Below are 11,557 nucleotides of genomic sequence, written 5' to 3'. Positions count from 1 at the left end.
GCGGCAATCCGGGGGCTCCGCCCCCGGGCCCCTGGCAGAGGGCTCTGCCCTCTGCACGCCCGCCGGGGTCCGGAGGGTTGGGGGTCCTGCCGCCAACGGGCAGAGCCCCCAACTTCACTCCAATATTTTCACCAACCTCCGCCCGAAGCGCTGCCGCGAGAACCGGCACGCCGCCCGCCCCGGCTTCGGCACGCTGGGCCCCAGCGCCGCGCGCAATTGCCGCGCCGCGTGCCGCGCATCCGGCTCCGCCCAATGCTGGCCCCGGGCCAGCACGTAATCCCCCGGCCGCAGGGGCACGAGCTTTGCCCGCACGCCGAAATAGCCCGGCTCCGCCCGCATATCGGCATTGCCGGACCAGTCGGTGACCACCGCCTTGGTGCCGAGCAGCAGCGCCTTGGCGATGTTCCGCCCGAACCCCTCCGCCCGGTGCAGGGAAATGAAGGCATCGGCCCGCTGGATCAGCGCCTCCAGCGCCGCATTGTCCCAGGCGCCATCGACCCAGATGGCGCCCGGCACCGCGCGCAGCTTCGCCGCCAGCTGCCGCGCCTCGCCCCGACGGCGGCGGCCGCGCGTCGTCTTCACCACCAGCACCGCATCCTTGAACTGGCGGCGGATGGCGGCGAAGGCGGCGATCGCCGCATCTGGGTTCTTGCGGCTGACATGGGAGGAGAAGTCGAACACCGTCAGCACCACCCGCGCCCGTGGCGGCAGCGGCAGCGCCCGCCGCAGCAGCAGCCGCGCGGCCGGCGCCGGCCGCCCCACGACCTCGACGGAGGAGGTGAGGCGCAGCACCCGCCCCGCCCCGGTGCCGGCAAAGGCCTGCTGCACGAAGCCTGCCGGCGTCATCACCGTGTCGAACATCCCGGCCGCCAGGCGCCAGCCCGGCGGCAGGCCGGGCAGCTCCCAGGGGGTGAAGAGATCGGTGCGGCGGAAGGCCTCGAAGCGGCGCCAATGGCGCAGTGCCCAGATCACCGCCTCGAACAGCGTGTCGCAGAACAGGGCGCGGTCGCCATGCGGCACCGGCGCCGAGAGATGGCCGAGCAGGGCGAGCTTGTCGGGATCCGCCTCGATCCAGCGGGCCGGACGGGTGCTCACCACCTCGAAGGGCCGGTCGGCCTCCAGCAGGGCGCGGCAGGCGGAGAAGCAATCGTCGGCGATGCCGAGCACCTGCTTCCACGGCCCGATCACGGTCAGCAGCCCGGGGCGCGCCGCTATCGCGGCGGGGGCTTCCAGCCGGATGCCGTATTCGGCGCTGGCATGGCGGCGGAACCAGTCGCGCAGCAGGAAGGGACGGTCCGCCAGCGCCGCCAGATCCGGGCGGAAGCGGCCGACGGCGCGGAGGAACAGCGGCAGGCGGTTCTCGTCGCCGGCCAGCAGCAGGCGGCGATCGCGGATGGGCAGCAGGTGCCAGAGGCCGTGCTCCGCCAGGCCGAAGACGATGACCCAATCCACCATGGCCAGCGGCTCGGCCGGCACCACCGCCAGCATGTCCGGCCGGCGCAGGCGGATGGCATAGGCCAGCAGGCGGAAGAGCAGGGAGAACCCCCCCGGCCCCGGGGCGGCGAGGCCGGGCGGCAGATCGCGCGGGCGGAGTTCCGCCATGGCGGGCAGGGCGGCGGCGAGCAGCGCCCCCGCCTCCGGCCGCAGCGAAAGCCGCTGGGCGAGGGCGGCGAGCCCCGCCCCCTCTCCGGCGCCGCCCCGCGCCCAGGCGGCCAGCGCCGAGCCGAAGCCGGCGATGCCCGGCGCGCCGCCCAGCACGCCGAAGCGGTCCAGATGCGCGGCGAGGAAGCCGGGGAAGCGTTCGGCGATGCGCTGCAGGTCGGCCGGGGTGAAGCGTTCCCCGGATCCGATGGCGGCGGGGAAGCGGACCGCGGCCAGGGCAATGCGGAGGAGATCCTCGGCCGGCATGCCGGCAATGCGGTCGGACAAGGGCGATTCAGCCTGTGGCGGCGGGCGGGGACCGGAGCCTAGAGCAATATCCGATCAGGTGGAATCACCTGATCGAATCTCTTGCTCTAGAAAGTACACCATCTAGAGCAGCTTATCTCCGAACGGATGGAGCGCACCGTGGTCCATCGGGCCGGAGGCTGCCCCGGATCAGACCGGCCGGGGCCGCAGGGCAGGGGTGGCGGCGCTCAGGCCACCGCGACCCGGGTGGCGCTGCCGATGAAGCCGGCGAAGAGGTAGCCGGCGCCGCGGATGGTCTTGATGCTGTCCTGCTGGGTGGGGCCCAGCTTGCGGCGGAGCCGCAGCACCAGGTTGTCCACCGTCCGGTCCTCCGCCCGAAAGGGGCGCTTGAAGACCCGGGCGGCGATGAGGTCGCGGGAGACCGGCTTGCCCATGCTTTCGGCGAGGATCTGCATCAGGTCGAATTCCGCCGTGGTCAGCGCGCATTCGCTGCCATCGGGGCGGAGGAGCTGGCGGCGCTCGGGGATCAGCTTCCAGCCGCCGACCGAGAGGGCGGGCACGGTCTCCACCGCGCCCCAATCGCCGCGGCGCAGCACGGCGGTCAGCCGGGCCAGCAGGGCGCGGTGCGGGGTGGCGCGGTCGAGCAGCCCGTCCGCGCCGGCTTCCAGGGCCAGGATCTCGCTGATGTCGTCCGCCTGGCCGGAGAGGATGAGGCAGGGGACGATGGACATCTCCCGGATGCGGCGCAGGGTCTGCAGCGTCGCGCTCGGTTCCCCCTCGCAGCCCAGCAGCACCGCCTGGGGCGGGCGGGTGGCGAGACGGGGAAAGAGTGCGACGGCATCCTGATGCAATTCCGGCAGGAAGCCGTGGTCGGCGAGGAATTTCGCCAGCGGCCGGCCGAACTGGCCATCGGCTTCGATGATGGCAACCCCAAACTGTCCCATGCCGCCCTCTCGCTGCATGTGCTCACGTGCCGCCATACAGCCGGTCTGCGTGGCAGCCTTCCGCTTACGTCCTACCGTTTGTCCTGCCCGCGCCGTTCGGCTGCGGTTATTGGACGCGCCCTCCCCGGATGCGTCCCGCCCGGCGGGGTCCGCCAGCGTCTTTGGTGCCCGCACCGGAGCCGGCGCCCAACCTGGGGTGCAAACTTTTGGTGTGCGATGCAACGGCAATGTGCACCGCAACACCGGGTTGGGGCTTCACAAATCCTAACATCGCGAGCCTCAAAAGTTTGTTATCGTAATATTATGTAACGTTCCGCTTTGGGAGACATCGCTCCCGCCACCCGCTCAGATCTCGAGGGGGCTCAGGCTCCCCGCCGCGACCCGGTCAATCAGCGTCAGCATCTGTGGCAGGCAAACCTTTCGCAAATCATAATGCGCCAGGATGGTCTCCCGCGCTGCCCGGCGCAGCGGCGCCATCGCCGCCGGGTCCCGCAGCGCCTGCACCACCGCGCCGGCGATCTCCTCCGGCCGGAAGAAATCCACCAGCAGCCCGTTCTCCCCATGCCGGATCACCTCCTCCACCGGCGGGGTGCGGGAGCCGATGACGAGGCATTCGCAGGCCATCGACTCGAGCATCGACCAGGACAGGACGAAGGGGTAGGTCAGGTAGACATGCGCGGCGGAGAGGCTGAGCAGCGCCTGCAGCGCCGCATGCGGCACCTTGCCCGGGAAATGGATGCGGGAGAGGTCGAGCTTCCCCTCCAGCTCCTGCAGCATCACCTCCCGCCAGGTGCCGCCCTGCCGCGGCTTGCCGCCGTAATGCGGCTCATCCCCACCGACCATCACCACCTGGGCGTCGGGGCGCTGGGCCTGGATCTCCGGCAGGGCGCGCATGAAGCTGTGGAAGCCCCGATAGGGCTCGAGGCCGCGGCCGATGAAGGTCACCACCTCGTCGCCCGGGCGCAGCAGGCGGCCATCGGCCAGGGTGAAGCTCGGCTCCGCCAGGCGGCGGATCGCCGCCGTGTCGATCCCCTCATGCACCACGGAGAGCTTGCGCCGCGCCCAGTCCGGGAAGCGGCTGGCCTGCCATTGCGTGGCGGTATGGCCCCAGTCGGAGACCTGGAGGGAGAGCAGGTGGTTGGCGTTCAGCAGGCGGACGCGGCAGGCATCGTCGATCGAGACCTCCCGCCCCGGCGGGTCGAAGCCGACATCGGCGCCGCGCGAGGTATAGTAGAATTCGTAATAGTAGAGCAGCCTGGCATCGGGCCAGACGTCACGGAGAAAGAGGCCCTCCCCCCAGCCCGGGTGGCAGCAGACCAGGTCCGGGGTGAAGCCGCGGTCGCGCAGCGCCATGGCGGCGCGGGCTACCTGCTGGCCGCGATAGGTGGCATTCTCCAGCCGGCGGAGATAGCGGTGGGTCTTCTCCGCCCCGGTCGGCGGCGCCTTGTAGCGCACATGCTGCACGCCCGGCAGCGCCTCCCCGGCATTCTCCCCCAGCGCCACCACCTGATGCCCCTTGCGGGCCGCCAGGGCGGGGGCGACATGCCGGTACTGGGCCGGAAAATTCTGGTGGACGAAGAGTGTCCGCATGCCGAAGGGGCGCCCCTGCTTTCGCCGGCCGCGCGGTGGCCGGGCGCCACCTTCTGCCGGAAGCCCGGCGGGCGGGCAACGCCGCGATGCCCTGGCGCTGCGCCGCAAGGCGTATCGCAGTGGAACGACTCTCAGGCCCGGCCGACGCCTTTGTTCACCAGGGAAAGGTCGAAGGCCTTCCGCCAGTCCAGCTCCCGCGGCAGCACCCCCACCTCCACCACCGCGGCGTGGAAGCGCTGCCAGCGCGCCTCGGTCATTGCGCCGATGCCGAGCGTCGTGGCATCGCCGGAGCGGACGATGCCGGCCTCGTTCATCATCCGCGTGCCGAAGGCGATCAGCTCATCCGACATCTCGGGGTTCGCCGCCTTGATCAGCGCATTGGCCGGCGCCGTGTCGAAGCCGCCGGCCGGGCCCTTCAGGTACTGGTCCCAGCCGGCCAGGCTGGCATCGACGAAGCGCTGGATGACCTCGCGCTTCTCGGCCAGGGTCTTCACGCCGATATTGATGGTGGTGCCGTAATTCTCGAAGCCGGCATCATGGACCAGCAGCGTGTCCGGCACGATGCCCGCCTGGCGGAGCGAGAAGGGCTCGCTGCCCAGATAGCCCTGCTGCACCAGCATCCGGTCCGCCAGGAAGGGCTGCAGGTTGAAGGTGTAGGGGCGGATCTGCTCCTCCCGCAGCCCGTATTTCTTCGCCAGGAAGGGCCACCAGGTCACCCGTGTTTCGGCGCCGAGCAGGATGGTGCGGCCGCGCAGCGCCTCGAAGCCGGTGAGTCCGGTGCCGGGGTGCGCGATCAGCACCGACATGTCCTTCTGGAAGATGGCGGCGATGCAGAGGAAGGGGATGTTCTCCTTCACGAAATGCAACGCGACGAGGCCATTGCCCATGGCCATGTCCACCCGCCCGCCGAGGAGGAGCTGTGCCGGATTGACCTGCGGCCCGCCGGGCCGCAGCTCCACCTCCAGCCCCGCCTCCCGGTACAGGCCGGCGGCCTGGGCCTGGTAGTAGCCGCCATGCTCCGCCTGGGCGCGCCAATTGGTGACGAAGGAGACGCGGTCGAGTCGACGCTGGGCGCGGACGGGGCCGGGGGCGGCCAGCAGCAGCGGTGCCCCGGCGCCAAGCAGGCCAAGCGCCGCGCGGCGCGAGACGGTGAAGCGTTGCACGGTCATGGCCTGGATGTTCCCCGCCCGGTCTCCCTGGCGCCGAAGGTGCCACGTTGCTCCGGCAGCGCAAGTGTTTCCGGGATCTCCACCGGCAGAACGCGCCGGATCCCGACCAGGCACAGGTGGCAGGCCCCCCGAGGCGATCCGGCGCGGCCAGGCAGCCTGCCATCCCGCCGCGGCCACCGCCTTCGCGTCCTGCGACCGGCTCCCGCTTCAGCGCGTGCCCTGGTTGTTGGGCGCGCCGCTCCGGTCCTCGCGCGGCGCGCGGCCCGCCCGGAGGACTTCCACATGCTCGGCGCGGTTGTTGTCCGGCAGGGTCGTCCGGTCGAAGCTGTTCACGAAGACCCAGGTCACCCCGCCATCCGAAACCGGCCCATCGCCCGAGGGCGGCGTCGGGCCGGTGATGCCGGCGCTGGTGGCGCGGTACAGGCGCAGGCCGACATAGCGGTAGAAATTCGCCCGGATCTCGTGGCGTGGCGCCCAGGGTTCGTAGGCGCCGAGGGCCATCACCCCGACCTGCTGGGTCGGCTGCGGCTGGTCGTCATCCACCACAACGTTCCGGACGGTATTGTGCTGCGCCACGCCGCCGAAGCCTTGGGCGAACAGCACCCCGGCGCTCCAGGCTGGCCGGACCCAGTGCTGCTGGCCATTGCCGACGAACCGCCCGTTTTCCAGCGTGTTGTAGGACCCGTAGAAGGTGATGCCGGCGCCCACGCAGTAGCTGCCGGACAGGTTGGCCAGCCGGTTGTGGCTGCCAGTAATGGAGAAGCAATTATCGCCGGTGCGGGAAGCCGTGCTGTTGGTCAGGACATTGTAGGAGGTCTGCGACGTCATCCCCACCAGTTCCAACCCGCTGTGCGAGGTGCGGAGGCCGTTGAGCCGGTTGTGGTGGGAGGTGCCGTCCAGGACGACCCCGAAGCCCCGCTGCCCCTCGAGATCGGCATCGTCGATGGAATTGTTGTAGCTGTCGGTGATGGCGACGGCGTGATGCCGGCTCTCGATGACCGTGAGCCTGGCGATGGCCACGTCATGCGTCCCCCCGGTCAGGATGATGCCGCCGCCCGGACGGATCAGCCGCATGTTCTCGATGCGGCCGGAAGGGGTACCGCGCAGGTAGATCATCCTGTCGTCCGAGGCGGCGCTGGCATCCACCGTCAGATCGGCGATGCGGAAGCCGCCCGACTGGGCATTGCCGGTGAAGGCCCGGCCGCTTGCGGTCAGCGCCAGGACCGGCTGATTCCGGCCAAGGAACTGCATGCCGGGCGGGATGGTCAGTCCCCGCCGCAGGCCGCAGCGGGCGCCCTCGGTTGGCGCCTCGAGGATGATCGGCCGGGACTGTGCCGTACCGGCGCCGACCGCGGCCTGCAACGCCTCCGTCACATCGCCTTCGCAGCGGATGACCATATCCGCAGTGGCGCCCCGTCCCGGCAGCACGGCCAGAAGGGCAATCAGGCCAGATAGTATCGCCCGGGCGAGATACATGATCGGGAACCTCCACCTGATGCCGGAGGGGAATAGGGAATCCAGTGATGGGGATTCAACCGGTGCGCGAGCATCGTTTTGTCTGCAATGCTTCCCAACAATATTCCGCGCCTGGGCACGTCTGCTTGCCGAGAGGCCGGCGGTGGCGGTGATGCTGTGGATGCGGGCGCCGGCCGGGCGTGCCTCGCCGGGATCCGCCTTGTCTGCCCGGACGGGATGGCTCCGCGCGCCCTCAGGCCCGCAAGCCGAGCGGCCGCAGCAGCAGCAGTGCCGTGCCCCAGCCCCAGGCGCCGTTATACAGCAGCGCCCGTGCCCAGACCTGCCGGTTGCCGCCGGCCCAGAGCGGCAACCCCTTCATCTGGGCCACCAGGGTGAAGGCCACCAGCGTCGCCGCCACCGCCCCGAAGACCAGTCCGAACAGCAGCGCCGGCACCCGCAGCCACCGCAGCAGCAGCGCCAGCAGGATGCCCCAGACCCCGCCCCAGAAGGCGAGGGAGAGCACCTGCGGCACCCCGAGGGGCGGCACCGCCGCCATGTTGAAGGGGGCCGGGACCCGGCCGAACAGCGCCACCGAGGGGCCGAGGCCGTTGCCGACATGGTGCAGCAGGAAGGCGGTGCCCTGGTGGAATACCAGCACCGCGAGGAAGCCGGCGACGAAGCCGTACAGGATGGTCCTGGTCATGGCGGCCAGCCTAGACCAGGGCGGCACCCGGGTAGAAGCCCCGTGCCCTTGCGGCGGCGTCCCGCCTCGCGCACCTTGCGGCGCCATGTCCGGAAGGGAAGGATGACGCCGTGAACGGAGCCGAAAGCCTGGTGCACACCCTGTTGGGGAGCGGCGTCGATGTCTGCTTCACCAACCCCGGCACCAGCGAGATGCATTTCGTCGCCGCGCTGGACCGCATCCCGGGCATGAAATGCGTGCTCGGGCTGCAGGAGAACATCGTCACCGGCGCCGCCGACGGCTACTGGCGCATGGCGGAGAAGCCGGCCGCCACCCTGCTGCATTGCGGCCCCGGCCTCGCCAACGGCCTGGCCGGGCTGCACGATGCGCGGCGGGCGCGCTCCGGCATCGTCAACATCGTCGGCGACCAGGCCGTCTATCACCGACCCTTCGACGCGCCGCTGACCGCGGATACCGAGGGCTGGGCCCGCGGTGCCTCCGCCTTCGTCCGCACCGCGACCAAGGCCGAGGATGTCGGCGCCGATGCCGCCGTGGCGGTGCAGGCGGCGCGGACCTCGCCCGGCCAGGTGGCGACGCTGATCCTGCCCTCCGACAGCTCATGGAACGAGGGCGGCGTGCCGGCCAAGGCCCTGCCCGTGCCCGCCGTGCCGCAGGCGGATCCGCATGCGGTGCGCAACGCGGCGCGCGTGCTGCGGGAGAAGAAGAACACCCTGCTGCTGCTCGGCGGCCTGGCCCTGCGCGAGGGGGCACAGAAGGAGGCGCAGCGAATCGCCGCCGCCACCGGCGCGAAGCTGCTGGCCGAGGGCTCCAACGCCCGCATCCAGCGCGGCCGCGGCCGGCTGATGCTGGACCGTGTTCCCTATGTGAACGAGCTGGCGGTGAAGGCGCTCGAATCCTACGAGCACATCATCCTGGTGAACGCCAAGGAGCCGATCGGCTTCTTCGGCTATCCCGGCCGGCCGAGCACCTTCTGGGCGCCGGGTTGCCAGCTGCACGTGCTAACCCGGCTGGAGCAGGATGCCGAATCCGCCCTGCGCGCCCTGGCCGAGGAGCTCTCCGCCCCCGCCGCCGCCATGCCGGACCCCGGTCCCCGGCCGGAGGCGCCGCGCGGCGCGCTGAGCCCGGAGGGGCTGGCCCAGGCGGTGGCGGCGCTGATGCCGGAAGGCAGCGTCATCGTGGACGAATCCGTCACCTATGGCCGCGGCTTCTTCCCCCACACCTTCGCCGCCCCGGCGCATGACTGGCTGCAGAATTGCGGCGGCGCCATCGGCTATGGCCCGCCCGTCGCGGTGGGTGCGGCCATCGGCGCGCCGGGCCGGCGGGTGATCGCCCTGCAGGCGGATGGCAGCGCCATGTACACGCCCCAGGCGCTCTGGACCCAGGCGCGGGAGAAGCTGCCGGTGACCACCGTGCTGCTCTCCAACCGCAAGTACCAGATCCTGATCGGCGAGTACCGCAATGTCGGCGCCAATCCCGGGCGGACGGCGATGGACATGCTGGACCTCGGCAACCCGGATATCGGCTGGGTGCAGCTTGCCAACAGCATGGGCGTGGAGGCCGCCCAGGCCAGCACGCTGGAAGGGCTGGGCGACCTGATGGCGCAGAGCTTCGCCCGCCCCGGCCCCTTCCTGATCGAGCTGCTGATCTGAAGGGCAGCCGCCGCCAGGCGGCGGTGGCTTCCCTGGCCTGAGGCGCGTGGACCCCGCGCCAGGGCCAGGGCCAGGGCCAGCGCATGGCAGGGCATGGGCCCACGGGGCCGGTCCTGCAGCGCGCAGCCGGGGGCCGGTGTGCCCCGCCGCCGAGGTTCCGCGGCGGTCCGGTCAGGCCACCCGCTCTTGTTCCGGCTGCCTGCCTGTCCGCCTCAACCGCCGAAGCCCGGCTGACGCATGGGCAGGACGTGAAGGTGGCCCGACACCAGCGGCATCGGTCTCCGGCCGAGGCGGCGAAGGCGGCCCGCGGGCCGTGCCGCGCAGTTGAGGGGCAGGGACATGGCCCGGCGCAACCGGCCTGGCATCGTGCCCTGCCGCATCTCCCCGTCATCCGGCGAGGCCGTCGGACCGAGGATGCCCGGATAGTTGCAACGCCGGCATTGCGCGGGCCGAAGGGGCCATGCCCTGCGCCTCGGCCAAGTCCGGTGCGGGAGCCCTGCCCGCAACCATCCCATGCCGTGCGACGGCGAAAATATTTTGGCTTCCCGGGTTTTAAGGTTTCGGCCAATCTTCGTGTAAGCCGCCGGGCCGCATTCTCCAGCATCCGCCTGTGCCGATCCGGCGGACCTGCCGCCGCATCTACCGCCGCGGCAGCCAGGAAGCGTGCGGCGTGGTGGGTCTTAAAGCAGAATGAATATGTTGAACCAGCCGCCCCTTCCGGACCCGATCCCCGGGGCGGCCTATCCGGAGCGGCTGGCGGCCGAGACCGCTCCGGCTGCCGCCGCCATCGCCCCGGCCCCCCTGCCGGAGGGTGTGGCCCGACCCGTGCCGGCGCCGAAGGCCTCGCCGCGTCGCCGGCTTGCCCTCACCGCGCTGCTGCTCATCGCCGCCGGGGGGGGCTGGTACTACTACACCACGAGCCGGGACGTGCCGCTGCCCGCCTCCCCCGCCGCCTCGATGCCCGAGCCGCTGTCCGAGGGCGAGTTCCGCCTCTCCGACCATGAGATGCGGGCGCTGCGCATCGAGCCGATGCAGCTGCACGATTTCCGCGCCGAACGGATGGCCGAAGGCCGCATCGCCTATAATGACGAAAGCTCCACCCCGGTCTACTCGCCCTATAATGGCCGGGTGATGCGGGCCCTGGCCCGGGTGGGGGATACGGTCGCCGCCGGCGACACCCTGTTCGAGATCGAGACCACCGACCTCGCCGGCGCGGCGAACGACCTGCTCTCCGCCGCCGATGCGGCCAACAAGGCGCGCGCCACGCTGGATCAGGCGCGGCGCGAGGAAGCCCGGCAGCAGAGCCTGTTCAGCGCCCGCGCCGCCTCCCAGCGGGATGTGGAGCAGGCCCGCGTCGCCGCGATGACCGCCGCCGCCGACCTGCGCAGCGCCGACGCCACCCTGGCCGCCGCCCGGGACAAGCTCCGCGTGCTGGGCCGCAGCGCCGAGCAGGTGGCGAGGATTGAGGAGACCCGCCGGGTGGATGCGCTGGTGCCGGTGACGGCGCCGATCGGCGGCACGGTGGTGCAGCGCCGCGTCGGCCCCGGCCAGTGGCTCTCCACCGGCGCGGGCGACCCCGTCTATACGATTGCGGACCTCTCCACCATGTGGCTGGTGGCCGCGGTGCGGGAGATGGACGCGCCGATGGTCCGCGCCGGCCAGCCGGTGGAGGTAACGGTCGGCGCCCTGCCGGGCCGGACCTTCGCCGCCCGCATCACCATGGTGAGCGCCGCGCTGGACCCCACCAGCCGCCGCCTGACCGTCCGCGCGGAGGTGCAGGACCCCGACCGCCTGCTGAAGCCGGAGATGTTCGCCACCTTCCGCATCGCGGTCGGGGCCGGGGAGCGGAATGTCGGCGTGCCGGTGAACGCCGTGATCTATCGCGGCGCCGAGGCCTCCGTCTGGGTGGCGCTGGACGGCAACCGCTTCATCCTCCGCCGCATCCAGCCTGGCATCCGCGCCGGGGATCTGGTGGAAGTGACGGATGGGCTGAAGCCGGGGGAACGGGTGGTGACGGGCGGCGCCCTGTTCATCGACCGCGCGGCCCGGATCGACTGATCCCCCTGCCGGGCTCCTTCCACGCCCCCTCGGCCGGCGCGGGCTTCGCGCCGGCGCCACCCGTGCCGTCCCACGCCGCCT

The 11,557-nt window shown here is 71.5% G+C and carries 8 protein-coding genes; 2 read left to right on the top strand and 6 right to left on the bottom strand.

Annotated elements, in window-relative coordinates:
• Nucleotides 1-114: 114 nt before the first annotated feature.
• From NJ376_RS22875 to NJ376_RS22850, 6 genes are all read right to left on the bottom strand, one after another.
• Nucleotides 115-1,929 (bottom strand): glycosyltransferase, encoded by a 1,815-nt coding sequence (locus NJ376_RS22875; protein ID WP_252955603.1) that lies wholly within the window; start codon nt 1,927-1,929, stop codon nt 115-117.
• A 206-nt stretch (nt 1,930-2,135) separates the two neighbouring features.
• Entirely contained in the window at nt 2,136-2,852 is a 717-nt protein-coding gene (locus tag NJ376_RS22870) for a response regulator transcription factor (protein WP_252955602.1), read from the bottom strand.
• 345 nt (nt 2,853-3,197) lie between these two features.
• Entirely contained in the window at nt 3,198-4,442 is a 1,245-nt protein-coding gene (locus NJ376_RS22865; protein WP_252955601.1) for a glycosyltransferase family 4 protein, read from the bottom strand.
• A gap of 131 nt (nt 4,443-4,573) precedes the next feature.
• A complete protein-coding gene (locus NJ376_RS22860; protein WP_252955600.1) occupies nt 4,574-5,611 on the bottom strand; it encodes an ABC transporter substrate-binding protein in 1,038 nt (345 codons plus the stop codon).
• Nucleotides 5,612-5,818: 207 nt separating this feature from the next.
• Nucleotides 5,819-7,087, bottom strand: a complete 1,269-nt coding sequence (locus NJ376_RS22855) for a right-handed parallel beta-helix repeat-containing protein (protein ID WP_252955599.1) — start codon at nt 7,085-7,087, stop codon at nt 5,819-5,821.
• Between the two features lie 232 nt (nt 7,088-7,319).
• Nucleotides 7,320-7,769 carry a hypothetical protein gene (locus NJ376_RS22850; protein WP_252955598.1) on the bottom strand — a complete coding sequence of 150 codons (450 nt, stop codon included), beginning with the start codon at nt 7,767-7,769 and terminating at the stop codon, nt 7,320-7,322.
• A 110-nt stretch (nt 7,770-7,879) separates the two neighbouring features.
• Between NJ376_RS22850 and NJ376_RS22845 the strand changes: the two genes are divergently transcribed.
• Together NJ376_RS22845 and NJ376_RS22840 are read left to right on the top strand one after the other, a co-directional pair.
• The gene (locus tag NJ376_RS22845; protein WP_252955597.1) at nt 7,880-9,418 is read left to right on the top strand and encodes an acetolactate synthase large subunit; all 1,539 of its coding nucleotides are present in this window, start codon (nt 7,880-7,882) and stop codon (nt 9,416-9,418) included.
• 696 nt (nt 9,419-10,114) lie between these two features.
• Complete coding sequence (locus NJ376_RS22840) at nt 10,115-11,476, top strand: efflux RND transporter periplasmic adaptor subunit (RefSeq protein WP_252955596.1); 1,362 nt, start codon at nt 10,115-10,117, stop codon at nt 11,474-11,476.
• The last annotated feature ends 81 nt before the right edge of the window (nt 11,477-11,557 follow it).

Origin of the sequence: Siccirubricoccus soli, assembly GCF_024178315.1 — a bacterium.
In the GTDB taxonomy this organism is placed as follows: Bacteria; Pseudomonadota; Alphaproteobacteria; order Acetobacterales; family Acetobacteraceae; genus Siccirubricoccus; species Siccirubricoccus soli.
This window is presented reverse-complemented; position numbering and strand designations above follow the sequence as displayed.

Excerpts from the sequence above, each read along its gene's own strand:
- NJ376_RS22870 (WP_252955602.1), bottom strand. The coding sequence starts at position 2,852 with ATGGGACAGTTTGGGGTTGCCATCATCGAAGCCGATGGCCAGTTCGGC.
- NJ376_RS22865 (WP_252955601.1), bottom strand. The coding sequence starts at position 4,442 with ATGCGGACACTCTTCGTCCACCAGAATTTTCCGGCCCAGTACCGGCAT.
- NJ376_RS22860 (WP_252955600.1), bottom strand. The coding sequence starts at position 5,611 with ATGACCGTGCAACGCTTCACCGTCTCGCGCCGCGCGGCGCTTGGCCTG.
- NJ376_RS22855 (WP_252955599.1), bottom strand. The coding sequence starts at position 7,087 with ATGTATCTCGCCCGGGCGATACTATCTGGCCTGATTGCCCTTCTGGCC.
- NJ376_RS22850 (WP_252955598.1), bottom strand. The coding sequence starts at position 7,769 with ATGACCAGGACCATCCTGTACGGCTTCGTCGCCGGCTTCCTCGCGGTG.
- NJ376_RS22840 (WP_252955596.1), top strand. The coding sequence starts at position 10,115 with ATGTTGAACCAGCCGCCCCTTCCGGACCCGATCCCCGGGGCGGCCTAT.